The 23,831-nt window shown below is 72.1% G+C and carries 26 protein-coding genes; 14 read left to right on the top strand and 12 right to left on the bottom strand.

Annotated features, from left to right (window positions below):
* Positions 1–62: 62 nt before the first annotated feature.
* Both ACFY0O_RS10340 and ACFY0O_RS10335 read right to left on the bottom strand, forming a co-directional pair.
* Positions 63–428 carry a cupin domain-containing protein gene (locus tag ACFY0O_RS10340; RefSeq protein ID WP_388945193.1) on the bottom strand — a complete coding sequence of 122 codons (366 nt, stop codon included), beginning with the start codon at positions 426–428 and terminating at the stop codon, positions 63–65.
* 73 nt (positions 429–501) lie between these two features.
* Positions 502–1,221 (bottom strand): alpha/beta hydrolase, encoded by a 720-nt coding sequence (locus ACFY0O_RS10335; RefSeq protein WP_388945190.1) that lies wholly within the window; start codon positions 1,219–1,221, stop codon positions 502–504.
* Between the two features lie 113 nt (positions 1,222–1,334).
* Here ACFY0O_RS10335 and ACFY0O_RS10330 point away from each other — a divergent pair, with 113 nt between their 5' ends.
* The 3 genes from ACFY0O_RS10330 (at position 1,335) to ACFY0O_RS10320 (ending at position 3,817) form a co-directional block, all read left to right on the top strand.
* Complete coding sequence (locus ACFY0O_RS10330; RefSeq protein WP_388945187.1) at positions 1,335–2,483, top strand: adenosine deaminase; 1,149 nt, start codon at positions 1,335–1,337, stop codon at positions 2,481–2,483.
* A gap of 139 nt (positions 2,484–2,622) precedes the next feature.
* Positions 2,623–2,895 (top strand): hypothetical protein, encoded by a 273-nt coding sequence (locus ACFY0O_RS10325; protein ID WP_358893585.1) that lies wholly within the window; start codon positions 2,623–2,625, stop codon positions 2,893–2,895.
* Between the two features lie 154 nt (positions 2,896–3,049).
* Positions 3,050–3,817 carry a hypothetical protein gene (locus ACFY0O_RS10320; protein WP_388945184.1) on the top strand — a complete coding sequence of 256 codons (768 nt, stop codon included), beginning with the start codon at positions 3,050–3,052 and terminating at the stop codon, positions 3,815–3,817.
* A gap of 62 nt (positions 3,818–3,879) precedes the next feature.
* Here the strand turns inward: ACFY0O_RS10320 and ACFY0O_RS10315 are convergent, their stop codons facing one another.
* From ACFY0O_RS10315 to ACFY0O_RS10305, 3 genes are all read right to left on the bottom strand, one after another.
* Positions 3,880–4,092: a PspC domain-containing protein gene (locus ACFY0O_RS10315; protein WP_358893587.1), complete on the bottom strand. Its 213-nt coding sequence runs from the start codon at positions 4,090–4,092 to the stop codon at positions 3,880–3,882.
* A 57-nt stretch (positions 4,093–4,149) separates the two neighbouring features.
* Positions 4,150–4,740 carry a VanZ family protein gene (locus tag ACFY0O_RS10310; RefSeq protein WP_388945181.1) on the bottom strand — a complete coding sequence of 197 codons (591 nt, stop codon included), beginning with the start codon at positions 4,738–4,740 and terminating at the stop codon, positions 4,150–4,152.
* A gap of 105 nt (positions 4,741–4,845) precedes the next feature.
* Positions 4,846–5,232 (bottom strand): winged helix-turn-helix transcriptional regulator, encoded by a 387-nt coding sequence (locus tag ACFY0O_RS10305; RefSeq protein ID WP_388945178.1) that lies wholly within the window; start codon positions 5,230–5,232, stop codon positions 4,846–4,848.
* Positions 5,233–5,360: 128 nt separating this feature from the next.
* Here ACFY0O_RS10305 and ACFY0O_RS10300 point away from each other — a divergent pair, with 128 nt between their 5' ends.
* Positions 5,361–5,789: a PPOX class F420-dependent oxidoreductase gene (locus tag ACFY0O_RS10300; RefSeq protein ID WP_388945175.1), complete on the top strand. Its 429-nt coding sequence runs from the start codon at positions 5,361–5,363 to the stop codon at positions 5,787–5,789.
* Positions 5,790–5,923: 134 nt separating this feature from the next.
* Here ACFY0O_RS10300 and ACFY0O_RS10295 read toward each other — a convergent pair whose 3' ends face one another.
* Positions 5,924–6,532 carry a PH domain-containing protein gene (locus tag ACFY0O_RS10295; protein ID WP_388945172.1) on the bottom strand — a complete coding sequence of 203 codons (609 nt, stop codon included), beginning with the start codon at positions 6,530–6,532 and terminating at the stop codon, positions 5,924–5,926.
* Between the two features lie 138 nt (positions 6,533–6,670).
* On the opposite strand from ACFY0O_RS10295, the gene deoC reads away from it, so the two are divergent.
* The 3 genes from deoC to ACFY0O_RS10280 are packed head-to-tail and all read left to right on the top strand — an operon-like array spanning position 6,671 to position 9,967.
* A complete protein-coding gene (gene deoC / locus ACFY0O_RS10290) occupies positions 6,671–7,633 on the top strand; it encodes a deoxyribose-phosphate aldolase (RefSeq protein ID WP_388945606.1) in 963 nt (320 codons plus the stop codon).
* 5 nt (positions 7,634–7,638) lie between these two features.
* The gene (locus tag ACFY0O_RS10285) at positions 7,639–9,075 is read left to right on the top strand and encodes an aldehyde dehydrogenase family protein (protein ID WP_388945169.1); all 1,437 of its coding nucleotides are present in this window, start codon (positions 7,639–7,641) and stop codon (positions 9,073–9,075) included.
* Positions 9,068–9,967, top strand: coding sequence for an aldehyde dehydrogenase family protein (locus ACFY0O_RS10280; RefSeq protein WP_388945167.1), 900 nt, complete (start codon positions 9,068–9,070; stop codon positions 9,965–9,967). Before ACFY0O_RS10285 ends, ACFY0O_RS10280 begins: the two co-directional genes overlap by 8 nt.
* A 73-nt stretch (positions 9,968–10,040) precedes the next feature.
* On the opposite strand, the gene ACFY0O_RS10275 is transcribed toward ACFY0O_RS10280, so the two are convergent.
* The gene (locus ACFY0O_RS10275; RefSeq protein WP_358893591.1) at positions 10,041–10,394 is read right to left on the bottom strand and encodes a hypothetical protein; all 354 of its coding nucleotides are present in this window, start codon (positions 10,392–10,394) and stop codon (positions 10,041–10,043) included.
* Between the two features lie 163 nt (positions 10,395–10,557).
* Here ACFY0O_RS10275 and ACFY0O_RS10270 point away from each other — a divergent pair, with 163 nt between their 5' ends.
* Complete coding sequence (locus ACFY0O_RS10270; RefSeq protein WP_358893592.1) at positions 10,558–11,196, top strand: ATP-binding protein; 639 nt, start codon at positions 10,558–10,560, stop codon at positions 11,194–11,196.
* Between the two features lie 196 nt (positions 11,197–11,392).
* Here the strand turns inward: ACFY0O_RS10270 and ACFY0O_RS10265 are convergent, their stop codons facing one another.
* Positions 11,393–12,103, bottom strand: coding sequence for a SigE family RNA polymerase sigma factor (locus ACFY0O_RS10265; RefSeq protein ID WP_388945163.1), 711 nt, complete (start codon positions 12,101–12,103; stop codon positions 11,393–11,395).
* A gap of 242 nt (positions 12,104–12,345) precedes the next feature.
* On the opposite strand from ACFY0O_RS10265, the gene afsQ1 reads away from it, so the two are divergent.
* The 4 genes from afsQ1 to ACFY0O_RS10245 all read left to right on the top strand — a co-directional run bounded on the left by afsQ1 (position 12,346) and on the right by ACFY0O_RS10245 (position 16,744).
* Positions 12,346–13,023, top strand: a complete 678-nt coding sequence (afsQ1, locus tag ACFY0O_RS10260; RefSeq protein ID WP_185117195.1) for a two-component system response regulator AfsQ1 — start codon at positions 12,346–12,348, stop codon at positions 13,021–13,023.
* Positions 13,020–14,510 (top strand): sensor histidine kinase, encoded by a 1,491-nt coding sequence (locus tag ACFY0O_RS10255; RefSeq protein ID WP_388945160.1) that lies wholly within the window; start codon positions 13,020–13,022, stop codon positions 14,508–14,510. The genes afsQ1 and ACFY0O_RS10255 overlap by 4 nt, the downstream gene beginning before the upstream one ends.
* A complete protein-coding gene (locus tag ACFY0O_RS10250; protein ID WP_388945158.1) occupies positions 14,491–15,135 on the top strand; it encodes a hypothetical protein in 645 nt (214 codons plus the stop codon). Before ACFY0O_RS10255 ends, ACFY0O_RS10250 begins: the two co-directional genes overlap by 20 nt.
* Positions 15,136–16,267: 1,132 nt before the next feature.
* Entirely contained in the window at positions 16,268–16,744 is a 477-nt protein-coding gene (locus ACFY0O_RS10245) for an XRE family transcriptional regulator (protein ID WP_388945155.1), read from the top strand.
* Between the two features lie 98 nt (positions 16,745–16,842).
* Here ACFY0O_RS10245 and ACFY0O_RS10240 read toward each other — a convergent pair whose 3' ends face one another.
* The 4 genes from ACFY0O_RS10240 to ACFY0O_RS10225 all read right to left on the bottom strand — a co-directional run bounded on the left by ACFY0O_RS10240 (position 16,843) and on the right by ACFY0O_RS10225 (position 20,817).
* Positions 16,843–17,190: a hypothetical protein gene (locus ACFY0O_RS10240; protein ID WP_358893598.1), complete on the bottom strand. Its 348-nt coding sequence runs from the start codon at positions 17,188–17,190 to the stop codon at positions 16,843–16,845.
* Between the two features lie 550 nt (positions 17,191–17,740).
* Entirely contained in the window at positions 17,741–19,390 is a 1,650-nt protein-coding gene (locus ACFY0O_RS10235; RefSeq protein ID WP_388945152.1) for a phospho-sugar mutase, read from the bottom strand.
* A gap of 31 nt (positions 19,391–19,421) precedes the next feature.
* Positions 19,422–20,228 (bottom strand): purine-nucleoside phosphorylase, encoded by an 807-nt coding sequence (locus tag ACFY0O_RS10230; protein ID WP_045949141.1) that lies wholly within the window; start codon positions 20,226–20,228, stop codon positions 19,422–19,424.
* A gap of 151 nt (positions 20,229–20,379) precedes the next feature.
* On the bottom strand, positions 20,380–20,817 hold the full coding sequence (locus ACFY0O_RS10225) for a gamma-glutamylcyclotransferase (protein WP_358893600.1): 438 nt from the start codon (positions 20,815–20,817) through the stop codon (positions 20,380–20,382).
* A 208-nt stretch (positions 20,818–21,025) separates the two neighbouring features.
* Here ACFY0O_RS10225 and ACFY0O_RS10220 point away from each other — a divergent pair, with 208 nt between their 5' ends.
* Both ACFY0O_RS10220 and ACFY0O_RS10215 read left to right on the top strand, forming a co-directional pair.
* A complete protein-coding gene (locus ACFY0O_RS10220; RefSeq protein ID WP_388945148.1) occupies positions 21,026–22,465 on the top strand; it encodes an NAD(P)H-quinone dehydrogenase in 1,440 nt (479 codons plus the stop codon).
* 224 nt (positions 22,466–22,689) lie between these two features.
* The gene (locus ACFY0O_RS10215) at positions 22,690–23,628 is read left to right on the top strand and encodes a DeoR/GlpR family DNA-binding transcription regulator (RefSeq protein ID WP_388945605.1); all 939 of its coding nucleotides are present in this window, start codon (positions 22,690–22,692) and stop codon (positions 23,626–23,628) included.
* Positions 23,629–23,831 lie beyond the last annotated feature (203 nt).

Here is a 23,831-nt window from a genome sequence, read left to right as displayed (position 1 = left end):
AGGGGGCGGAGCGGCAGGCACGGACGGACACCGCGCGCCCGCCCCCGTCCCGCACGGCCGCGTTACTGCGGCTTGGCGTAGTTCCCGTAGCCCGTCCAGTCCAGCGCCACGACCGGCTCGTCGCCCACCACCCAGGCGTCGTGCCCGGGCGCTATCTGCATGAAGTCGCCCGGCCCGAAGTCCTCGGCCTCCCCGTCGTCCATGGCGACGTGGATCCGGCCGCTCAGCACGTACCCGGTGTGCGCGGACTGGCAGCTGTCCGTGCCCGCCAGCGGCTTGATGTGCTCCGACCAGCGCCAGCCCGGCTCGAACACGGCCCGTCCGACGGAACCGCCGTCGGTCTCGATCACGTCCAGCCGGCCCTTGCCGTCCTCGAACGGACGGGTCTCGTCGGGCTTGTCGAAGTTCTTGCGCACCATCGCGGCCATGGCCCCATCGCCTCCCGGGAGGAAAAAACGGCCCCGAGTCCACTCCTCACTCTACGCGCGGGCCGCCCGCCCCTCACCCCCGCAGCGACCGCCCGAACCCCGAGGCCAGCGGCATCCGCAGGCCGAGCGGCGGAGGAGCCGCCAGCGCGTCCGTCACCGGCCGCGAGTACCGTCCCGAGACCATCGCCCCGAGGACGAAGTCCACCGCGAGCGCCACCACTTCCGCCCGGTGCTCGCGCAGCGCGTGCCCGTCCGAATGCACCTCGAACCGGCACGTGGAACGATTCGCCTTCTTCGCCCGCGCCGCCAGCCGGAAGGAGGACTCCGGGTCGCTGCGCGCGTCGTTGGTCCCGTGCACGATCAGCACCTGCCGCCCGGCGAGCTGTTTCACCGGATCAGGGGAGCCGTCGCCCGCCCCCTCCGGTAAGCAAGGGGCCAGCGCCACCACCGAGTTGACGGCGCCGTGCCCCGCCGCCCGCAGCGCCGTCCGGCCCCCGGCCCCGTAGCCGGCCAGGCAGACGGGCACGTCCCCGTACCGACGCAGCGCCTCGTCGGCCGCCCACCGCACGGCCTCCTCCCGTCCCTGGGGGCCGTGCAGCACGGAGTGCGCCACCAGCCCCTCCGCCCGGCCCGCCCGGGCCAGCGCCCGCGCCAGCGGGCGCAGCGGACCGGGGGCGATCCTGGACGCCCCGGGGAGCAGGAGGACCACACCACTGACCATCGACTCCGGGCCGTTCGCGCCGACCGCCCGCCCCAGGCGGGCCCCGCGCGCCGGCGGCGCATGCTGTGCCATGGCGGAACAGTCTCAGACCGGCAGGTGTATGCCACCCGTCCGTACGGTCTCTGTTACATATCGACGCCTGCGGCCGACCGGTTGCTCTACGCGCGTAGGAGTAGAGTGCCGGGATGACGAGCGAGACCCCCAACACGCCCAGCCCGGATCAGATCCGCCGCTCCCCGAAGGTGCTGCTGCACGACCACCTCGACGGTGGCCTCCGCCCCGGCACCATCATCGAGCTGGCCGCCGAGGTCGGATACGACAAGCTGCCCGAGACCGACGCCGACAAGCTCGGCGTCTGGTTCCGCGACGCCGCCGACTCCGGCTCCCTCCCGCGCTACCTGGAGACGTTCGCGCACACCTGCGCCGTCATGCAGACCAAGGAGGCCCTCTTCCGGGTCGCCGCCGAGTGCGCCGAGGACCTGGCCGAGGACGGCGTCGTGTACGCCGAGATCCGCTACGCCCCCGAGCAGCACCTCGAAGCCGGCCTGAGCCTCGAAGAGGTCGTCGAGGCGGTCAACGACGGCTTCCGCGAGGGCGAGCGCCGCGCCAAGGCCAACGGCCACCGCATCCGCGTCGGCGCCCTGCTGACCGCCATGCGCCACGCCGCCCGCGCGCTGGAGATCGCCGAACTGGCCAACCGTTACCGCGACAACGGTGTCGTCGGCTTCGACATCGCCGGCGCCGAGGCCGGGTTCCCCCCCACCCGCCACCTCGACGCCTTCGAGTACCTCAAGCGCGAGAACAACCACTTCACCATCCACGCGGGCGAGGCCTTCGGCCTGCCGTCGATCTGGCAGGCCCTCCAGTGGTGCGGCGCCGACCGCCTGGGCCACGGCGTGAAGATCATCGACGACATCGAGGTCGCCGCCGACGGCTCCGTGAAGCTGGGCCGCCTGGCCTCGTACGTCCGCGACAAGCGCATCCCCCTGGAGATGTGCCCGACGTCGAACCTGCAGACCGCCGCGGCCGCCTCGTACGCCGAGCACCCGATCGGCCTGCTGCGCAAGCTGCACTTCCGGCTCACGGTCAACACCGACAACCGCCTGATGAGCGGCACCAGCATGAGCCGCGAGTTCGAGCACCTGGTCGACGCCTTCGGCTACTCGCTCGACGACATGCAGTGGTTCACCGTCAATGCGATGAAGTCCGCGTTCATTCCTTTCGATGAACGACTGGCGATGATCAACGACGTGATCAAGCCGGGCTACGCAGAGTTGAAGTCCGAGTGGCTTTTCCGGCAGACCGCTTCCACCAGCGGATCTGTCTCGGCCTAGGCCATGGGATGACCCACGGAAAGCGCCCGGCGGTAGGACACGCCGGGCGCTTTCTCGTATTTACGGATGTTTGCGGGACGGGGTTTGAAGTGACTAGTTTGCGGAGCCGCTCGATTCCCCGTCGCAAGGACGATTTTTCATGAAGCAGTCTGCTGCCAAGTCCCTCGGTGTCGCTGTCATTGGTGCCGCCCTCGCCGCGGGTGCCGCGGGTACCGCCTCCGCCTCGGCGCTCCCGACCCCGAACCTCACGGACGCCCTCGGCACCGTCACCAGCGCCACCAGCTCCATCACCAACCAGACGGAGCACGGCCAGCAGGGCCAGGACGGCCAGGCCAGCGACCCGGCCGCCCCGGTGAACCAGCTGCTCGGCGGAGTCCCCGCCCTCGGCGGCCTCGGCGGCGCGCTCGGCTAGCAGCCGGCCCGGGAAACGCACGCCCGTACGCCTGGCGCACACCTCTTCGAGGCGGTGTGCGCCAGGCGGCGGCGTGTGCCACGATCACCACCAACTGCCCGCCGACGTATGGGTGGTGGCACCACCCAGCGGTAGCTGGGGGAGAGGTCCGGTCATGCGCATCACGGCACGATTCACGGCGCCCGCGACGACGTTCGCGCTGCTCCCCGCCCTGCTCCTCGGAGCCGTCGGCTGCAGCAGCGGCACGGACGCCTCCCCGCCCGGCAAGGGCCCGGACCCCAAGGGCTCCGCGGCCGCCTCCCCTACCGGCGCACCCGGCCCCGCCGCCGCCTCCCCGGCCCCCAAGGCCAAGGACGGCCGCCTGGAACGCTCCGCCCTCGAACAGGGCGACCTCCCCGGCTACCAGGTCTCGGCGCAGGGCAAGAACCCCAACGCCCCGGCCGGGCAGCCGCAGGCCGACAAGAAGGCCTGCCAGCCGCTCGCCGACATCATGGGCGACAAGCCCGACCCGGCCGCTCACGAGACCGTCAACCGGGGCGTCGGCTCCCAGAAGCAGGTCGGCCTCGCCGTCTCCGCGTCCGTCAGCTCCTACGACGAGAGCGACGCCAAGAAGGTCGTCTCCCGGCTCCGCGAGGCCGTCGCGGCCTGCGGCTCCGGCTTCACCGCCACCGTGCAGAAGCAGACCGGCAGCTACCGGGACGTGAAGGCGGTCCCGTTCAAGGCCGCCGGTGACGAGAGCGTCAGCTGGACCACGACCGCCTCCGCCCAGGGCGTCTCCGCCCAGGTCCACCTCGTCGTCGTCCGGGAGGGGTCCAGCATCGTCCGGCTGATGGCCCTCAACGTGGCGGCCGCCGGCCAGAAGGCGGCGGTTCCGCAGGAGGTCGCCGACAAGCAGCTGGAGAAGGTCCGGAAGGCCGGCTGAGTCCGGCCGGAGACTCCGACCAGAATCGCCACCGGATTCGTACCGGCATTCCTACCGGACTCCTACCAGGCGGTGCTCGGGGCGCCCACGCCGGACTTCTCGTTCGGGATCAGCAGCCACAGCGCCAGGTAGACCAGGAACTGGGGGCCGGGCAGCAGGCAGGACACGAGAAAGATGAGCCGCATCGTGCGGGCCTTCATTCCGAACCGCTTGGCCAGTCCGGCGCAGACGCCGCCGATCAGCCGTCCGTCACGGGGGCGGGTCAGCGCGCTCATGGTGTGCTCCTTCGTATCGGGATTCGCGCGCTTTCGGTAATTGCCTGGCGCGATGACTCAATACTCGCGCGGCACCGCCGACAGAACGTCGGTCCACGGGCCGAGGCCGACCCTGGGAATTCTCGGGGTGTTCCCCTGAGACACGGCGTCGGCGGAGGTCAGGGGCCTGCGCAGCCTCGCCCGCAGCACCGGTACGACCGCCATGTGCACGAGGACCACCCCGGCGGTGTTCAGCAGCAGCGAATCCACGTCCAGCACCCGTCCCGGAACGGCCGTCTGGAGCATTTCGATGCTCAGCGAGAGCAGCACCGCGGCCGCCGCCGTCCGCGCCAGCGAGGCCCACGCCGCCAGCGGCCCGGGCCGCAGCCGGCCCCCGGCGAGCGGCAGCAGCACCCCCAGCGGGGCCAGCAGCGCCAGCCCCTCCCCGATCCGGCGCGCGGCCTCCAGCGGGCCCATGGCCAGGTCCGCCCGGATCCCCTCCAGCGGGGACAGGTTCGCGGCCGCCGCCCAGGGCACGTCCAGCGGACTCAGGGTGAGCCAACCGACGAGCAGCAGGTGCGCGGCCAGCAGGGCCCCGCTCAGGAGCCGGGGACGGACCGGGAGCTGTGTGGCGGTGGCGGCGCTGCCGCTGCCCTCATGACGGTGCACACCACCGAGGACGCCGCCCCCGGTGGCAGCGGTTCCGGTCGGCCGGGCCCGTATCGTCCCTTTCGGCGCCCCCGGCCATCCGGCCCCCGCCCATCCGGCCCCCGGTCATCCGGTCCCCGGCCCGCCCGGCCGACGGGCGGCGGCGGTCGCCGCCGGGTGCCGCCGCGCCCAGTCGGCGAGGCCGGTCAGCCGCTCGTAGAGCTCGCGCGCCGCCTCGGTGGCGGCGTACTCGACCCGGGGCGGCACCGTGGGGTACACGGTGCGGACCAGCAGCCCGCCCTCCTCCAGCTCGCGCAGGGTGAGGGTGAGGATCCGGCGGCTGATCCCGGCCAGCGACCGTTCGAGCGCGGAGAAGCGGACGGGTCCGTGGAGGGTCTCGCTCAGGACGCCGAGGCTCCATTTGCCGCTCACCCTGCCGAGCACGTCGAGGACGGTGCACAGCTCCCGGCTGCCCGGGTCCTCCTGCGCCGTGCACGCGGTAGTACGTGACATAAATGTGCCTTCTTCCGTGGTGCGCAGCCGTCTTCGAGGATGAGCGGAGTGCACGTCAGTGCCCGCGAGGACGGCCCCCGGCCGGCTCGCGCCCATCCGCAGGCCCGACAATGGACGAGGGACGACGAATGATCAACGACGGCGACACGGAAGAGCTTCCCGCGACGGTGGCGCTGGACGCGGGGGTGAGGGAGCTGGTCGACGGCCGGAACTTCGCCGTCGTGGCGACGCTGAACGCCGACGGCGGCCCGCAGACCTCCGTCGTCTGGGTCGGCAGGCGCGGGGACGCGGTGGTCTTCTCCACCACCGCCGGCCGCAAGAAGGCGCGCAACCTGGCCCGCGACCCCCGCATCAGCCTGACGGTCTACGACCGCGAAAACCCCTACCGGTCGGCGGAGATACGGGGCACGGCCGCACTGCTGCCGGACCCGGACAAGGAACTGCCGCGCGAGCTGTCGCAGCACTACCTCGGCGAGGACCCGCCGCCGGAGCCGGCCGAGGTCGTCCGGCTGGTCGTGCGGATCCGTGCGGAGAAGGTCGTCGCGATCTCGCTGTAGGGCCTGTCCGACCCTGATCCGCCGGACAGGCCTTAGCCGCGCCCGGCACCCCGGGGCGGCGCCGTCGAGCGCGCGGCCCGTGCCGGTGACCGAAGGCAGCGCGGTGCCTCGTCCCGGGCCCGACGCCCCGGTCGCTAGCCGACCATCAGCAGCACGGCCAGCAGGACCGCGCCCGCGACCGCCGGCACGATGATCTCCCAGGCCCACCGGACGCGGACCTGCCCCTGCGCGCCCGGGCGGGCGGCGCCGCGCTCGGCGAGCTCCGTCAGCTCGTCCACGGCCTTGTCGGCGGAGGCCCGCACGGCCGGCGCGGCCGCCGGGCCGCCCGCGCCCGCCGCCTCGCGCCGGCCGGCCGAGCGGTTGGCCTTCTTGCGCTCGCGCAGCGACACCGGCACCGACCAGAGCTGGTACTTCGCCCCGTCCGCCAGCACCTCCGCCGAGTACCCGGCGCGCACCGCGTCGACGATGCCCCAGGGCAGCTCGATGACCCGGAACGGGTTGCGCACGCGCATCCGGTCCTCGTTCGCGAAGACGGCCGGCCGGATGGTGAACGCCACGGTCAGCGGCACGGCGCACAGCGCGGCGGCGAGCCCGATCCACCGGCCGACGCCCACACCGCGCACGACGGCGTCCCCGCACAGCCAGACGATCATCGCCAGGATCAGCACCCCGGTGACGACGGCCATGGGGGAGCGGTAGACGCGGTCCGCGTAGGCCGGCTCAGGGGCGGAGGGTGTGCTCATGCCGCCGATTGTGCCGCATGCCCGCCCGGAGGCGACCGGCGCACGGGGGTCGGGTGCACCGATGGCGGATGTCACGCCCAGATGTGCACGAGGGGGGTGACACGTCGCTACGCGCGTAGATATGCTCATCTGGTGACCATGCCCACCACCCTCACCGCATTCGCTGACGTGACGACGTCCGACAGCGCGCTGCGCCGCTTCCTGCACGGGCTGCCCGGCGTCGACGCAGTCGGACTGGAGGCCCGCGCGGCCTCCCTCGGCACCCGCTCGATCAAGACGACGGCCAAGGCGTACGCCATCGACCTGGCCATCTCGATGATCGACCTGACGACGCTCGAGGGTGCGGACACCCCGGGCAAGGTCCGGTCGCTCGCCGCCAAGGCCGTCAACCCCGACCCCCTCGACCGTACGACGCCCACGACCGCCGCGGTCTGCGTCTACCCCGACATGGTGGCCACCGCCAAGGCGGCCCTGAACGGCGCCGACGTCAAGGTCGCCTCCGTCGCCACCGCCTTCCCGGCGGGCCGCGCCGCCCTCCCGGTCAAGCTGGCCGACACCCGTGACGCCGTCGCCGCCGGCGCCGACGAGATCGACATGGTCATCGACCGTGGCGCCTTCCTCGCCGGCCGCTACCTGGAGACCTACGAGCTGATCAAGGCCGTCAAGGAGGCGTGCGTCCGGGAGGACGGCACCGCCGCACGGCTGAAGGTCATCTTCGAGACCGGCGAGCTGTCGACGTACGACAACATCCGCCGCGCCTCCTGGATCGGCATGCTCGCGGGCGCCGACTTCATCAAGACCTCCACCGGCAAGGTCGGCGTCAACGCGACCCCCGCCAACACCCTGCTGATGCTCGAAGCCGTCCGCGACTTCAAGGCGCAGACTGGAATCCAGATCGGCGTGAAGCCGGCCGGCGGCATCCGGACCACCAAGGACGCCATCAAGTTCCTGGTCCTGGTCAACGAGACCGCGGGCGAGGACTGGCTGACCAACGAGTGGTTCCGCTTCGGCGCCTCCAGCCTGCTGAACGACCTGCTCATGCAGCGCCAGAAGCTGAGCACCGGGCGTTACTCCGGTCCCGACTACGTGACGGTGGACTGATCACCATGGCATCCCTCTTCGAGTACGCACCGGCTCCCGAGTCCCGCTCGGTCGTCGACATCGCCCCCTCCTACGGGCTCTTCATCGACGGCGAGTTCACCGACGCCGCCGACGGCAAGGTCTTCAAGACCGTCAGCCCCTCCAGCGAGGAGGTCCTGGCGGAGGTGGCCCAGGCCGGCGCCGCCGACGTCGACCGCGCCGTCAAGGCCGCCCGCCGCGCCTTCGAGAAGTGGTCCGCGCTGCCCGGCTCCGAGCGCGCCAAGTACCTCTTCCGCATCGCCCGGATCATCCAGGAGCGCAGCCGCGAGCTCGCCGTCCTGGAGACCCTGGACAACGGCAAGCCGATCAAGGAGACCCGCGACGCGGACCTCCCCCTGGTCGCCGCGCACTTCTTCTACTACGCGGGCTGGGCCGACAAGCTCGACCACGCGGGCTACGGCGCGAACCCGCGCCCGCTCGGCGTGGCCGGCCAGGTCATCCCGTGGAACTTCCCGCTGCTGATGCTCGCGTGGAAGATCGCCCCGGCGCTCGCCACCGGCAACACGGTCGTGCTGAAGCCGGCGGAGACCACCCCCCTCTCGGCGCTGTTCTTCGCGGACATCTGCCGCCAGGCCGGCCTGCCCAAGGGCGTCGTCAACATCATCCCCGGCTACGGGGACGCGGGCGCCGAACTCGTCGCCCACCCGGACGTCAACAAGGTCGCCTTCACCGGCTCCACCGCGGTCGGCAAGGCCATCGCCCGCCAGATCGCCGGCACCGACAAGAAGGTCACCCTGGAGCTGGGCGGCAAGGGCGCCAACATCGTCTTCGACGACGCCCCCATCGACCAGGCCGTCGAGGGCATCGTCAACGGCATCTTCTTCAACCAGGGCCAGGTCTGCTGCGCGGGCTCCCGCCTGCTGGTCCAGGAGTCGATCCACGACGAGCTCCTCGACTCCCTCAAGCGCCGCCTGAGCACCCTGCGCCTGGGCGACCCGCTCGACAAGAACACCGACATCGGCGCGATCAACTCCGCCGAACAGCTCGCCCGGATCACGGCCCTGGCCGACACCGGCGAGGCCGAGGGCGCCGAGCGCTGGTCCCCGGCCTGCGAGCTGCCGTCCTCCGGCTACTGGTTCGCCCCGACGCTCTTCACGAACGTCACCCAGGCGCACACCGTCGCCCGTGACGAGATCTTCGGCCCGGTCCTGTCCGTGCTGACGTTCCGCACCCCCGACGAGGCCGTCGCCAAGGCCAACAACAGCCAGTACGGCCTGTCCGCCGGCATCTGGACGGAGAAGGGCTCGCGCATCCTCGCGGTCGCGAACAAGCTCCGCGCGGGCGTCGTCTGGGCCAACACGTTCAACAAGTTCGACCCGACCTCGCCCTTCGGCGGCTACAAGGAGTCGGGCTTCGGCCGCGAGGGCGGCCGCCACGGTCTGGAGGCCTACCTCGATGTCTGAGTCTTCTGTGACCCGCCTGAACGTCTTCAAGACCTACAAGCTGTACGTCGGGGGCAAGTTCCCCCGCTCCGAGAGCGGCCGGGTGTACGAGGTGAGCGACTCGAAGGGGAAGTGGCTGGCCAACGCCCCGCTGTCCTCCCGCAAGGACGCCCGTGACGCGGTCGTCGCCGCGCGCAAGGCCTTCGGCGGCTGGGCGGGCGCCACCGCGTACAACCGCGGCCAGGTCCTCTACCGCGTCGCCGAGATGCTGGAGGGCCGCCGCGAGCAGTTCGTCCGCGAGGTCGGCGAGGCCGAGGGCCTGTCCAAGTCGAAGGCGGCCGCGGTCGTCGACGCGGCCATCGACCGCTGGGTCTGGTACGCGGGCTGGACCGACAAGATCGGCCAGGTCATCGGCGGGGCCAACCCGGTCGCGGGCCCGTTCTTCAACCTCTCCACCCCGGAGCCGACCGGCGTCGTCACGGTCGTGGCCCCCCAGGAGTCGTCCTTCCTGGGCCTGGTCTCGGTGATCGCCCCGGTGATCGCGACGGGCAACACCGCCGTCGTCATCGCCAGCGAGAAGGCCCCGCTGCCCGCCCTGTCCCTGGGCGAGGTGCTGGCCACCTCCGACCTGCCGGGCGGCGTCGTCAACATCCTCTCCGGCAAGGCCGCCGAGACGGGCCCGCACCTCGCGGCCCACCAGGACGTCAACGCGATCGACCTCGCGGGCGCGGACACCGCCCTCGCCAAGGAGCTGGAGATCGCCGCGGCCGACAACCTCAAGCGCGTCCTGCGTCCACAGCCTGTGGACGACTGGGCCGCCGACCCGGGCACGTCGCGCATGACGGCGTTCCTGGAGACCAAGACGGTCTGGCACCCCACCGGATCGCTCGGCTCGGGCGGCTCCTCCTACTAGCCCCCGGCCCCGTGAACCGGCCCCGGCAGTCCGTCCCCCCGGCTGCCGGGGCCTTCGCGTGCCCGCCCCGCCCCTACTGCTTCGGGAGCACCGGGCCCAGCAGCGAGGAGACGGCCGCCTGCGGGATCTCCTTCACCGACGGCCCCTGCGTCAGTACCCCCGTGACCATCGTCGTGCCCACCGCCGGGAAGTCGGCGACCTTCGTGCCCACCCCGTTGTCGAGGGGGTCCACGCCGGTGTGGGCGAGGGGGTTCACCTTCAGGTTGGAGATCGGGTCGACCACCCCCGAGACCGCCGCCGCCGGGTCCAGCTCGCCGGCCTGCGCCGCGCCGGCCGCCATGGCCAGGGCGGCCCCGGCCAGGGAGAGGGTCAGTCCGGCGGAGCGGAGCCGCTGGGGAGAGGGGTCGGAGGCTGCGTGACGTGCCATTGGTTCCCGCCTGTGGTCGTAGTCGCGTGCGCACACAGCGTAGTCGAGGGGGCCTCCCCGGTTCCAACCCGCCGTGGAGGGGCCCCTTGAGAGCTGTGAGACCGGTCGCAGGAGCTGTCGGCGGTGTGTTGATACGCCGGGTCATGCCTCACACTGGTCTCCCGTGAGCTGTTCATCTCCCCTTCCGACGCGCGTCGTGCTCCTGACCGGTCCCTCGGGTTCCGGCAAGTCCTCGCTCGCGGCCCGCTCGGGGCTGCCCGTCCTGCGCCTGGACGACTTCTACAAGGAGGGGACGGACCCGACCCTCCCCCTGGTCGAGGGCAGCTCGGACATCGACTGGGACTCCCCGGAGTCCTGGGACGCCGACGTCGCCGTGGCCGCCGTCGCCGCACTCTGCCGCACCGGCCGCACCGAGGTCCCGGTCTACGACATCGCGACCAGCTCCCGCACCGGCACCGAGACCCTGGACATCTCCCGCACCCCGCTGTTCATCGCGGAGGGCATCTTCGCCGCCGACATCGCCGCCCGCTGCCAGGAACTCGGCCTCCTCGCCGACGCCATCTGCCTGCGCGGCCGCCCCTCCACCACCTTCCGCCGGCGCCTCGCCCGCGACCTGCGCGAAGGCCGCAAGTCCCTGCCGTTCCTGGTGCGCCGGGGCCTGCGCCTGATGCGCGCCGAACGCGGCATCGTCGCCCGGCACGTCGCCCTCGGCGCCCACGCCTGCGGCGGCGACGAGGCCCTGGGCCGCCTCGCCGCGGCCGCGGCGGGCCGCCACCGCTCGGCCAGCGCGGCGGTGGCGTAGCCGGCGGTACGCGAAGGCCCGCGAAGGCCCCGCCGTACGTGAAAGCGCCCGGGCCGCGTGAGCGACCCGGGCGCAAAGAGGAAGCGGGACCGAGCGGACCCCCGACCGCCCGATCCCGCCTCCATCCCCCCATGGCCTCCGTCCCACCCCCGTAGGACGGACCCCCTGGCCGGTGGTCTGTGTGGGTGTCGCCGCGTTACGCGACGAGCTCCCCGAAGGACTCCGCCTCGTCACGGCCGAAGCTCAGCACCTCGTCCTCGCGCAGCCGGCGCAGCGACCGCCAGATGCTCGACTTCACCGTGCCGACGCTGATGCCCAGGATCTCCGCGATCTCCGGGTCCGTGCGGCCCTCGTAGTAGCGCAGCACCAGCATCGTGCGCTGCGGCTCCGGGATCCGGGCCAGCGCCTGCCAGAGCACCGCGCGCAGCTCCGTACCGCGCATCGCGTCCGTGTCGGAGGCCGTCTCGGGCAGCTCCTCCGTCGGGTACTCGTTCAGCTTGCGCCGGCGCCACGCGCTGATGTGCAGGTTCGTCATCGTCCGGCGCAGGTAGCCGCCCACCGCCGCCTTGTCACTGATCCGGTCCCAGGCCCGGTACGTGGAGAACAGCGCGCTCTGCAGCAGGTCCTCGGCCTCGTGCCGGTCGCCGGTCAGGTGGAAGGCCGTCGCGTACAGAGCCGCGCGCCGCTCCTGGACGTACGCCGTGAACTCCGCCTCCGAGGAGGAGGACGGGGAGGAAGTGGAGGAAGGGGTCCGCTGGGCGGGAACCGCCTGGTACTGGTTCGCGTCAATGGCTACGACGCGAGCCTGTCGCCGGGAGCCCGGCACCGTACGGACACCCGCCCGGCGGTTCGCGTCGTGCAGCCGCGTGACAACCGCGCTGGTGGTGATGCTGTGCAGCGTGTTCATCTCGCGCCCCCCGTCGTGGAGTCTGCTTCTGTCCGTGTTCCGATGACAAAAGACTGCCCGGCCGACTTAACCGCCGTGTCCGTCGACTGTCACAGCACTGTCACAGCCGCCCGCGATCCGGATCCGAGCGGGACTCGACGCCGGATCCACGCCGGACCCGCGAGGGACGCGTGCCGGATCCGCGGAGGATCCGTCGCGCGCGACGGTCGAAGTCCCGACGGCCGATGGGACAGAATGAGCCCGTGCCTTTCCTGTTGCTGATCGAGGACGACGACGCCATCCGCACGGCCCTCGAACTCTCCCTGACCCGCCAGGGCCACCGTGTGGCCACCGCGGCGACGGGTGAGGACGGCCTGAAACTGCTCCGTGAGCAGCGGCCGGACCTGATCGTGCTCGACGTCATGCTGCCCGGCATCGACGGCTTCGAGGTGTGCCGGAGGATCCGCCGCACCGACCAGCTGCCGATCATCCTGCTCACCGCGCGCAGCGACGACATCGATGTCGTCGTCGGCCTGGAGTCCGGAGCCGACGACTACGTCGTCAAGCCCGTCCAGGGCCGGGTGCTCGACGCCCGCATCCGCGCAGTGCTGCGCCGCGGCGAGCGCGAGGCCAGCGACTCCGCCGTCTTCGGGTCCCTCGTCATCGACCGCGCCGCCATGACCGTGACCAAGAACGGCGAGGACCTCCAGCTCACGCCGACCGAGCTGCGGCTGCTGCTGGAGCTCAGCCGCCGGCCCGGGCAGGCGCTCTCCCGCCAGCAGCTGCTGCGGCTGGTGTGGGAGCACGACTACCTCGGCGACTCGCGGCTCGTCGACGCGTGCGTCCAGCGGCTGCGCGCCAAGGTCGAGGAGGTCCCCTCCTCACCGACCCTGATCCGCACGGTCCGGGGTGTCGGCTACCGGCTGGACTCCCCGCAGTGATCAAGGCCCTCTTCGCGGGCCGGCGCTGGACCAGTCTGCGGGTGCGGCTGCTCGTGGTGTTCGCCCTGGTCGCCCTGACGGCCGCGGTCTCCGCCTCCGGAATCGCCTACTGGCTCAACCGCGAGGCGGTGCTCACCCGCACCCAGGACGCGGCCCTGGGCGACTTCCGCCAGGAGATGCAGAACCGCGCCGCCGCCCTGCCCGCCGACCCCACCCCCGAGGAACTCCAGCGCACCGCCGAACTCATGGCCGGCAGCAGCCCCGGGTACAGCGTGCTGCTCGTCAGCGAGGGCAAGGACAAGCGGCTGCGGTTCGGCGCCGCCGGGGCCGCGACCTTCGGACTGGACGACGTACCGAAGTCCCTCCAGCACGCCGTGAACGACCAGCAGAAGAGCACCACCGCGAACGACGCCCAGTACCACATGTACTGGCAGCGGACGAAGCCCCACGGCAACCCGTACCTGGTCGGCGGCACGCGCATCGTCGGCGGCGGACCCACCGGCTACATGTACAAGTCCCTGGCCACGGAACGCGACGACCTCAACGCCCTCGGCTGGTCCCTGACCATCGCGACGGGCCTGGCCCTGCTCGGGTCCGCCCTGCTCGCGCAAGCGGCCGCCCGGACCGTCCTCAAGCCCGTACAGCGCCTCGCCGAGGCCGCGCGGCGGCTCGGCGAGGGCGAACTCGACCACCGGCTCGACGTGTCGGGGACCGACGAACTCGCCGACCTGTCACGGACCTTCAACCGGACCGCCGAGGCGCTGGAGAAGAAGGTCGCCGACATGAGCGCGCGGGAGGAGGCCAGCCGGCGGTTCGTCGCCGACATGAGCCACGAACTGCGCACCCCGCTCACGGCGTTGACCGCGGTCGCCGAGGTGCTGGAGGAAGAGGTCGACGACCTCGACCCGATGATCGCGCCGGCGGTGGGCCTGGTGGTCAGCGAGACGAGGCGGTTGAACGACCTGGTGGAGAACCTGATGGAGGTCACCCGCTTCGACGCGGGGACGGCCCGGCTCGTCCTCGACGACGTCAACGTCGCCGACCAGGTCACCGCCTGCATCGACGCCCGCGCCTGGCTGGACGCCGTCGAGGTCGACGCCGGACGCGGCATCGTGGCCCGCCTCGACCCCAGGCGGCTCGACGTCATCCTGGCCAACCTGATCGGCAACGCCCTCAAGCACGGCGGCTCGCCGGTGCGGGTTTCGGTCCGGGTCGAGGAGGAGTGGCTGGTCGTCGCCGTCAAGGACAACGGACCGGGCATCCCGGAGGAGGTGCTGCCGCACGTCTTCGACCGGTTCTACAAGGCCAGCGCCTCCCGGCCGAAGTCGGACGGCAGCGGACTGGGCCTGTCGATCGCCATGGAGAACGCGCACATCCACGGCGGCGACATCACGGCCGCGAACGGCCCGGAGGGCGGGGCCGTGTTCACCCTGCGGCTTCCGGTGGACGTGGGGAAGGTGATCGCCGGTGACGGCACGGACGCGTAGGACACTGCCGGCTCTGGGATGCCTCTTCCTCGCCCTCTCCCTGTCCGGGTGCGGGATCCGGGCCACGACCGTCCCGGTCGACGTGGGCCCGGCCCCCTCACGGGTCTCCTGCGACACCCCGGACCTGCCGCCCGGACAGAGCGGGGTGCAGGGGTTCCGCGCCAAGGTGGAACTGGTCTGCGGATCGCAGCTGGTGGCGGTGGAACGGGTCGTCCCCGTACCCGAGAAGCGCACCGGGCGCGAGCCCGTCACGCTGGTCGCGCAGGCCCTGCTGGAGGAACTGGAACGCACCCCGTCCGAGCAGGAACGGGAAGGCGGCTTCACGACCGGCGTCCCGGACGGCCTGACGGCCACCCCGGCGCGCCCCGGCGACCCGTCGGGCACGGTACGGCTGAGCCGCAAGCCGGAGGACCTCCCGCCGGTGGCCCTGGCCCAGATCGTGTGCACCCTCTCGGCGAGCGACGCCATCTCGGCGGGCCCCGGCCCGGTGGTCCTGGGCGGCCCGGACGCGGACCCGCCGCGCGCCTGGGAATGCACCGACGCGGTCCGCAACCGCCCGGAATCCGCCCCGACCCTGGGCGAACTGGTCCGCCCGACGGGGAGCCCGTCGCCTTCGGCCTCCTGAGGGGGGTGGGGGGACGTCCGACGGGCAGCCCGTCGCCGTCGGCCTCCTGAGGGGGTGGACGGCTCGCGGTGCGGGCCCGCCATCTCCCCCTCGAGAGGTCCCGGCTGAGCGGCGCCTGCCCACCCGCCTCCCCCGGTGCGGGCCGGTGGGTGGGGACGGGGACTCCGCCGGGCGGGACCGTCCTGCCGGCCGGAACTTACGAAGACCGGGTTCCGGCGGGGCGGTCTCAGGGAGGGGTTGGGGCTTTCCCGTCAGTCTCATCGTCCTTCCGCGTCGGGCCGGTCAGTCAAGAGCGCTCCTTCGTCGCGTCGCTACGCGATGTCGCTGCGCTCCACCCTTGACAGCCCGTCCCGCCCCGGAAAAACGGAGACTGCCGGGAAACCCCCAAAGGAACGGGACGGTGGATTGATGGACATGCGGCCGTATCAGCGACCCTTCGGGGTCGTCGGGGGCCGCCTCGCCGGGCATCCGGGCCGACATGCATGCCCTTCGGTGCCGCCCTCCGCGTCAGATCGCTACGCGCTTCTCCTGTCTCAGCGTCTGCCGGCCGTCTGGGGTTGTTGCACGCCAACTGGCTGAGAAGGAAGGGCGCGGCGGCTCGGAGGAGGGCCTCGGGCATGTGTTCGTCGATGTAGGCGAGCACCGGATCGAACAGGGCCCATGAGTGTTCGTCGGGGTGACCGGAGTAATGGGTGCAGACGTCGTCGCTTCCCGCAGCCAGGCCGTTGCTCGCGCCGCAGTTCTTGAGGATCTCGACGGATGTCGGCAGCTCGCCGTTCCGCCAGGACGTCCAGACCGCGCTGTCTTCCCCGTCCGTGTCCAAGACCAGGTCGCGATGGCGCCCACGGTGCGGCCCGAGGGTGCAGCGGAGGGTCGGATCGATCAGGTCAAGCGCGTCCTGCTCCCCTTCGGTGATGTGTACGGCGGCAAGAGCCAGTGCGAGTGGCAGTTCGCTGGTTGCGCCGCAGACCTGTCGCCTGATCGCACCGACGCCGGTGTGAGGCCACATCAGTTGGCCGATCGAGTGGGGGTGTCCGGGAAGACGGTCACCCGGTGGTTAGCGGATCCCACGCTGGTGCCGCATGCTCGAAACCGTGCGGATGTGGCGCGGGTGTTGGGAGTTGAGGAGCGCATGATCTGGCCCGAGGCAGTGAGCAGCCGTGTGAAGACCGGGCAGGACAGGGAGCTCGTCCACTCCTACCCGTACCGCTCGGCGTGCCCTTCCACCGTGTGGGCCAAGCTGGTCGCCGACGCGACGTCCGACATGCTGCTGGCCGGGTACACGAACTACTTCTTCTGGACGATGATCCCCGACTTCGCGGGGATCATCCGCAAGAAGGTCCAGAGCGGCTGCCGGGTCCGCTTCCTCCTCGGCGATCCGACCGGCGAGACCACTCGTCGGCGCGAGGAGGTCGAAGGGGCGGCGCTGACCGTCTCCACGCGCATCCGGATGTCCCTGGAGCAGCTGGACCGGCTCGCCCCCCTGGACGGTCTGGAAGTCCGGACCAGCGCCCCGGAAGACGCCGCCAACCACGTCGGCCTGAGCGTGTTCCTCTTCGACTCCGACGCCCTCGTCACCCCCCCACCTCGCTCGCGTGATCGGCCATGACTCGCCCATGTTCCACCTCCGCCGCCATGGTGAGGAGGGGATGTACGACCGCTTCGCCGGTCACGCCGAAGAACTGTGGGCGCGCGGCATCCCGTACGTCAGCGCACGCTCCACGCGCTGATCGTGGCGAGTGGGACCCGGAAGGATTCGCCGAGGGCGGCGGGGAGGCTGCTGGCGCCGGAGATCAGTTGGCAGCCTTGGAGGTGGAGGAAGGCCGGGGGGTACTCAAGGGGCTCCCCGGCCTCTCGGCTGAAGTCCTCGGCGAAGCGGAGGTCGGGGAGGCCGGTGTCGGAGAGCTGGGCGGCAAGGTGCGTCGCCCAGTGCCGGTGGGCCGCGATCCGGCCCGTTATCACCACACCCTGCGCCACGACGGTGATGCGAGGCCCTTCGCCCTCCATCTCCGTCCGGTTGATCAGATCGATGAGCAAGTCGTCTCGTGTGGTCATGTCCGAACCTTAATGATCAAGGCGGCCCGCTTCTTCGGTGCAGGTAGAAGCCCAAGACGGCAGCTCGCCGCCGAAAAACGAGGAGCGCGTAGCGATCTGGTGCGCCCACCGGCCCCGGATGACGGTCCGGTTGGCCTTTGGTGCGGGCAGCGGGCCCAGGCGGGCGGCGGACGCTGAGACGGGAGGAGCGCGTAGCGATCTGTCGCGGAGGGCGGTTCCGGGGGACAGCGCTGAGTCCGCCGCACGTCCAATTCCGGACCGTCCCGTTCCTTGGGGGGTTTCCCGGCAGTCTTCGTTTTTCCGGGGCGGGACGGGCTGTCAAGGGTGGAGCGCAGCGACATCGCGTAGCGACGCGACGAAGGAGCGCTCTTGACAGGCCGGCCCGACGCGGAAGGACGATGAGACTGACGGGGAAGCCCCAAGACAGCTCTGAGACCGCTGGATGGGGTCCCGACCCTGTGTGGTGCCGTCCGGCTGGTCGGTGCCGGTCGCGGACGGCGACGGCCCCCGCAGCCGGAGCTGTGGGGGCCGTCGGGGCGGGGGTCAGGGGCTACAGGCCCATGGCCGCCGCGAGGTCCTTCTTCACCGTGTCCAGGACTTCCTGGCCGCGGGTGCGGGCCGAGGCGAGGTCCGAGGGTTCCGCTACCGGGACGACCACCTCGAGGTAGCACTTCAGCTTGGGCTCCGTGCCGGACGGGCGGCAGATGACCCGGGCCTTGTAGTCGCCCTCCAGGTAGTAGCGCAGGCCGTCCGTGGGCGGGAGCTTGTCCGTGCCCTGGGACAGGTCCTCCGCCGAGACCACCCGCAGGCCCGCCAGGGCCGTCGGGGGTTCCGCGCGCAGCTGCGCCATCGCGTTGGCGATGATCGACAGGTCCTCGACGCGGACCGACAGCTGGTCGGTGTGGTGGAGGCCGTGGGCCATCGCCAGGTCGTCCAGGAGGTCGGTCAGGGTGCGGCCCTGCTCCTTGAGCACCGAGGCCAGTTCGGCGACCAGCAGGGCGGCGGTGATGCCGTCCTTGTCGCGGACGCCCTCGGGGTCCACGCAGTAGCCGAGGGCCTCCTCGTAGCCGTAGCGCAGGCCCTCCACGCGGGAGATCCACTTGAAGCCCGTGAGGGTCTCCTCGTAGCCGAGGTTCGCCGCCTCGGCGATCCGCCCCAGGAGGGACGAGGAGACGATCGACTCGGCGAAGACGCCCTGCGCGCCCTTGTGGACCAGGTGGGCCGCCAGGAGGGCGCCGACCTCGTCGCCGCGCAGCATGCGCCAGCCGCCGTTGTCGGGGACGGCCACGGCGCAGCGGTCCGCGTCCGGGTCGTTGGCGATCACGATGTCCGGCTGGACCTCGGCGGCCTTCGCGAAGGCCAGGTCCATCGCGCCGGGCTCCTCCGGGTTGGGGAAGGCGACCGTCGGGAAGGCCGGGTCCGGCTCCGCCTGCTCGGCGACGAGCACCGGGGTGGGGAAGCCGTGCCGGGCGAAGGCCGCCATGACGACGTCCTTGCCGACGCCGTGCATGGCCGTGTACACGGTCCGCACGCCGCGCGGGGACGCGGGCGTCAGGACGGCGTCCGTGCGCGCCAGGTAGGCCTCCAGGACCTCCTCGTCGAGCTGCAGCCAGCCGTCGGAGGGGCGGGGGACGGCGGCGAGGGAGGGGATCGCGTCGATCTCCGCCGCGATCTGCGCGTCCGCCGGGGAGACGATCTGCGAGCCGTCGCCGAGGTAGACCTTGTAGCCGTTGTCCCGGGGCGGGTTGTGGCTCGCGGTCACCTCGACGCCGGCGACGGCCCCCAGGTGCCTTATGGCGTACGCGAGGACGGGCGTGGGGAGGGGGCGGGGGAGCACGGCCGCGCGCAGGCCGGCGCCCGTCATGACGGCCGCCGTGTCGCGGGCGAAGTCCGCGGACTTGTAGCGGGCGTCGTAGCCGACGACCACCAGGCCGCCCTCGTGGCCCTGGGCCTTGAGGTAGGCCGCCAGGCCCGCCGCGGCGCGGATGACCACGGAGCGGTTCATCCGCATCGGGCCCGCGCCGATCTCCCCGCGCAGCCCGGCGGTGCCGAACTGGAGCGTGCCGGAGAAGCGGTCCGCGAGCTCCGCGGTGTCGCCCGCCTCGATGAGCGCGCGCAGCTCGGCCGCCGTCTCCTCGTCGGGGTCCTCCGCCAGCCAGGTCCGGGCCCGGGTGAGCAGGTCGTCCTGTGCCTGTTCCACTAGTTCCGCCTTACCTCTCGTGCGTCGTCGGTCAGATGCGGGCGAGGACCTGCGTCAGCAGGGTGCCCATGCGGGCGGCGGAGTCGCGGCCGGCCTGGAGGACCTCTTCGTGGTTCAGCGGCTCGCCGGACAGGCCCGCGGCCAGGTTGGTGACCAGGGAGATGCCGAGCACCTCGGCGCCGGCCTCACGGGCGGCGATGGCCTCCAGCACGGTGGACATGCCGACCAGGTCGGCGCCCATGACGCGGATCATGTTGATCTCGGCCGGGGTCTCGTAGTGCGGGCCGGGGAACTGGACGTAGACGCCCTCTTCGAGGGTCTCGTCGATCTCCTTGCACATCGCGCGCAGGCGCGGCGAGTACAGGTCGGTGAGGTCCACGAAGTTCGCGCCGACGATCGGCGAGGTCGCGGTGAGGTTGAGGTGGTCGCTGATCAGGACGGGCTGGCCGGGCTTCATGCCCTCGCGCAGGCCGCCGCAGCCGTTGGTCAGGACGACGGTCTTGCAGCCCGCGGCGACGGCGGTGCGGACGCCGTGCGCGACGGCGGCGACGCCGCGGCCCTCGTAGAAGTGGGTCCGGCCGAGGAAGAGCAGCGCGCGCTTGTCGCCGATCTTGTAGGAGCGGATCTTGCCGCCGTGGCCCTCGACGGCGGGCGGCGGGAAGCCGGGCAGCTCGGTGACCGGGAACTCGGCCTCGGGCGCGCCGAGCGCCTCTGCGGCGGGGGCCCAGCCGGAGCCCATGACGAGGGCGACATCGTGGGATTCGACGCCGGTGAGCTCGCGGAGGCGGGCGGCGGCGGCGTCGGCGGCGGCGAAGGGGTCGGTAACAGATGCGTTCACGCGGATGAGCGTAGCCGCTGTTGGCCTACGCGCGTAGATGGCACAGCTCACGGTGTTCGGATCGTTGCCTTGTCGTTTCCGCCGAAACGTCCCCCCGCGCGCCAAACTCCCCCGGCTACCGCTGGGAGGTGCCCCCAGGCGGGGCGGATCGTCAGCAGGGGCGCTTGCGGAGTTCCATCACGTAGTCGTGCGGGGCGCCCGCCGATTCCGCGGCGTCGGCGATCTCGCCGAGGTAGCGGGCCGAGGGGAGGCCGCCCTCGTAGCCGTTGAGGACGTAGCACCAGGCGGCCTCCTCGCCGTCCAGCGTGTGGACCCGGATGCGCATGCGGCGGTAGATGTCCAGGCCGACGCCCTCCCAGCGGTCCATGGAGTCCTCGTCGAGCGGCGCGACGTCGTACAGGGCGACGAAGACCTGCTGGCGGGGGGCTTCCACGATGGTGGCGAGGGCGCCCTCCCAGCCCATTTGCTCGCCGCCGAAGGTCAGCCGCCAGTCGTTGATCCAGCCCGTGCCGCGCAGCGGCGAATGCGGAGCGCGGCGCGTCATCAGCCGCGGGTCGAGGTTGCCGGCGTACGCGGCGTAGAGCGACATGAGGTCGAGGGTACGGGAGGGGTGCCCCGGCACGCGTGCCCGGATGGCGCACGGATGACAGGACCGGGAGTGGGACACGTGGGCGGGACCGGGAGTGGAGCACCTTGAAGCGTGCGGGACAATGGGCGTGGAATGCATCCCCCGGGGAGACCCCCCGGATCGCCGGCCGGGGCGGCAGCCGGCCGGGCAGACGTGAGGCGGAGTTTTCGTGACCCGGATCGTGATCATCGGCGGCGGACCCGGCGGGTATGAGGCGGCCCTGGTGGGGGCCCAGCTCGGCGCGGAGGTGACCGTCGTCGACTGCGACGGTCTGGGCGGGGCGTCGGTGCTGACCGACTGCGTGCCCTCCAAGACCCTCATCGCGACCGCCGAGGTCATGACCACCTTCGACTCCTCCTACGAGGAGCTCGGCATCGTCGTCGCCGACGACACCCCGCCCCTCGAGCAGGCCGCGCGCGTCGTCGGCGTCGACCTCGGCAAGGTGAACCGGCGCGTCAAGCGCCTCGCGCTCGCCCAGTCGCACGACATCACCGCCTCCGTGACCCGGGCCGGCGCCCGCGTCCTGCGCGGCCGCGGCAAGCTCGGCGGGCCGCAGGGCATCGACGGCACCCGGGACGTCATCGTCACCGCGGCCGACGGCACGGAGACGATCCTCACCGCCGACGCCGTGCTGATCGCCACCGGCGGCACCCCCCGCGAGATCCCCGACGCGATGCCCGACGGGGAGCGGATCCTGAACTGGACCCAGGTCTACGACCTGGAGGAGCTCCCCGAGGAGCTCATCGTGGTCGGCTCCGGTGTCACGGGCGCCGAGTTCGCCGGCGCGTACCAGGCGCTGGGCTCCCGCGTGACGCTGGTGTCCTCGCGCGACCGCGTGCTGCCGGGCGAGGACCCGGACGCGGCCGCCGTCCTGGAGGACGTCTTCCGCCGCCGCGGCATGAACGTCATCGGCCGCTCGCGCGCCGAGTCCGCCAAGCGGGTCGGCGACCGGGTCGAGGTCACCCTCTCCGACGGCCGGGTCATCAGCGGCACGCACTGCCTGATGGCGGTCGGCGCGATCCCGAACACCAAGAACATGAACCTGGAGGAGTCCGGGGTCCGGCTCAAGGAGTCCGGGCACATCTGGACCGACAAGGTCTCGCGCACGTCCTCGCCGGGCGTGTACGCGGCCGGCGACGTGACGGGCGTCTTCGCGCTGGCCTCCGTGGCCGCCATGCAGGGGCGCATCGCGATGTACCACTTCCTCGGCGACGCGGTGGCCCCGCTGAACCTCAAGACGGTCTCCTCGAACGTCTTCACCGACCCCGAGATCGCCACTGTCGGTTACACCCAGGCCGACGTGGACGCCGGGAAGATCGACGCCCGTGTCGTGAAGCTGCCCCTGCTGCGCAACCCGCGCGCCAAGATGCAGGGCATCCGGGACGGCTTCGTGAAGATGTTCTGCCGCCCGGGCACCGGGATCGTGGTCGGCGGTGTGGTCGTGTCGCCGCGTGCGAGCGAGCTGATCCACCCGATCTCGATCGCCGTCGACAACAACCTGACCGTCGAGCAGATCGCAAACGCGTTCACCGTGTACCCCTCGCTGTCGGGTTCGATCGCCGAGGTCGCCCGCCAGCTGCACACGCGCAAGGCGGCCGGCGAGGCGTAGGGCCCGGGTAACCGCCCCTGCCGGCAACGGGGTTGGGGCGGGCTCCGGGGGCCGGGCGGTGGCGTCCGGATGGACGCGGGATGTCCGTTCGGACGCGTATACCACTTGTCGCCCCACCGTATGGACAACTTCGGTATTCCGGTGCAAGGAGCTGAAACCAGACGGTCGTTGGGGTTACTGTCAGTTTCGTGTTCGCTGCTGAACGTCGCCAACTGATCCTCGAAATGGTGCGGGCCAACGGAGCGGTATCGCTCCGGGAGCTCGCCCGCGTCGTCCAGACCTCCGAAGTGACCGTACGGCGCGACGTGCGGGCACTGGAGGCAGAAGGACTCCTCGACCGCCGGCACGGCGGTGCGGTATTGCCGGGCGGATTCACGCGAGAGTCCGGCTTTCCGCAAAAGTCCCATCTCGCCACGGCGGAGAAGACCGCCATCGCCGACGTCGCGGCCGGTCTCGTCGAAGAGGGCGAGGCCGTCGTCGTCGGCGCGGGCACCACGACCCAGGAGCTGGCCCGCCGGCTGGCCCGGGTGCCCGGCCTGACCGTCGTCACCAACTCGCTGCTCGTCGCCCAGGCGCTGGCGCACGCCAACCGGGTGGAGGTGGTGATGACCGGCGGCACGCTGCGCGGGTCGAACTACGCCCTCGTCGGCAGCGGCGCCGAGCAGTCCCTGCAGGGGCTGCGGGTCTCGCGGGCCTTCCTGTCCGGCAGCGGTCTGACCGCCGAGCGCGGGCTGTCCACGTCCAACATGCTCTCCGCGAGCGTGGACCGGGCGCTGGTGCAGGCGGCGGCGGAGGTGGTGGTCCTCGCGGACCACACGAAGCTGGGCACCGACACGATGTTCCAGACGGTGCCGACGGACGTGATGACCCGGCTGGTGACGGACGAGCCCCCGCCGCACGACGACCGGGCCGCCACGGAGTTGCAGGCGCTGGCCGACCAGGGCGTGCAGATCACGGTCGCCGGGTCCGCGCCGGCCTCCGGCGGCGGGCACGGCGGGGCCGGGGACGGGCTGCCGGGGCGTCGGCCGCGCCGGGAGGCGCCGCTGCCGGTGCAGCGGCGGGGCGGCCCGACGGCTGCGCAGCTGCGGAGTGCGCCCGCGGGGCTGCTGGAGCAGCAGGGGGCGGGGGAGCGGGCGCGGGTCGCGGACATGAGGCGCCGCTAGCCGTTCGGCTGCCGCCGGTCCCGCCGTGGTTCTTCCGGCCGGTGTCCGCCGGGCCGTCCCCGCCAGGGCGGCCCGTCGGACACCGGCCGGTGGTGCGGTGGGGTGCGGTGCGGCCGCCCGCGGGGCGGGGCCTCCTGGGGGCTCCGCCCCCAGACCCTCCCCCAGCTACCGCTGGGAGGTGCCCCCAGCGCCTCAAACGCCGG

This window comes from Streptomyces sp. NPDC001594 (genome assembly GCF_042893675.1).
In the GTDB taxonomy this organism is placed as follows: domain Bacteria; phylum Actinomycetota; class Actinomycetes; order Streptomycetales; family Streptomycetaceae; genus Streptomyces.
The sequence above is the reverse complement of the archived record's forward strand: the minus strand, read 5'-3'. Positions and strand labels throughout refer to the sequence as shown.

Bases quoted from the DNA above. Each gene is read 5' to 3' on its own strand.
- deoC (WP_388945606.1), top strand. From the start codon at position 6,671: ATGCCCACCACCCTCACCGCATTCGCTGACGTGACGACGTCCGACAGC.
- ACFY0O_RS10275 (WP_358893591.1), bottom strand. From the start codon at position 10,394: ATGGCACGTCACGCAGCCTCCGACCCCTCTCCCCAGCGGCTCCGCTCC.
- ACFY0O_RS10335 (WP_388945190.1), bottom strand. From the start codon at position 1,221: ATGGCACAGCATGCGCCGCCGGCGCGCGGGGCCCGCCTGGGGCGGGCG.
- ACFY0O_RS10295 (WP_388945172.1), bottom strand. From the start codon at position 6,532: ATGAGCACACCCTCCGCCCCTGAGCCGGCCTACGCGGACCGCGTCTAC.
- ACFY0O_RS10225 (WP_358893600.1), bottom strand. From the start codon at position 20,817: ATGTCGCTCTACGCCGCGTACGCCGGCAACCTCGACCCGCGGCTGATG.
- ACFY0O_RS10305 (WP_388945178.1), bottom strand. From the start codon at position 5,232: ATGTCACGTACTACCGCGTGCACGGCGCAGGAGGACCCGGGCAGCCGG.
- ACFY0O_RS10285 (WP_388945169.1), top strand. From the start codon at position 7,639: ATGGCATCCCTCTTCGAGTACGCACCGGCTCCCGAGTCCCGCTCGGTC.
- ACFY0O_RS10240 (WP_358893598.1), bottom strand. From the start codon at position 17,190: ATGACCACACGAGACGACTTGCTCATCGATCTGATCAACCGGACGGAG.
- ACFY0O_RS10330 (WP_388945187.1), top strand. From the start codon at position 1,335: ATGACGAGCGAGACCCCCAACACGCCCAGCCCGGATCAGATCCGCCGC.
- ACFY0O_RS10280 (WP_388945167.1), top strand. From the start codon at position 9,068: ATGTCTGAGTCTTCTGTGACCCGCCTGAACGTCTTCAAGACCTACAAG.
- ACFY0O_RS10325 (WP_358893585.1), top strand. From the start codon at position 2,623: ATGAAGCAGTCTGCTGCCAAGTCCCTCGGTGTCGCTGTCATTGGTGCC.
- ACFY0O_RS10300 (WP_388945175.1), top strand. From the start codon at position 5,361: ATGATCAACGACGGCGACACGGAAGAGCTTCCCGCGACGGTGGCGCTG.
- ACFY0O_RS10315 (WP_358893587.1), bottom strand. From the start codon at position 4,092: ATGAGCGCGCTGACCCGCCCCCGTGACGGACGGCTGATCGGCGGCGTC.
- ACFY0O_RS10215 (WP_388945605.1), top strand. From the start codon at position 22,690: ATGGTGCGGGCCAACGGAGCGGTATCGCTCCGGGAGCTCGCCCGCGTC.
- ACFY0O_RS10340 (WP_388945193.1), bottom strand. From the start codon at position 428: ATGGCCGCGATGGTGCGCAAGAACTTCGACAAGCCCGACGAGACCCGT.
- ACFY0O_RS10265 (WP_388945163.1), bottom strand. From the start codon at position 12,103: ATGAACACGCTGCACAGCATCACCACCAGCGCGGTTGTCACGCGGCTG.
- ACFY0O_RS10320 (WP_388945184.1), top strand. From the start codon at position 3,050: ATGCGCATCACGGCACGATTCACGGCGCCCGCGACGACGTTCGCGCTG.
- ACFY0O_RS10245 (WP_388945155.1), top strand. From the start codon at position 16,268: ATGATCTGGCCCGAGGCAGTGAGCAGCCGTGTGAAGACCGGGCAGGAC.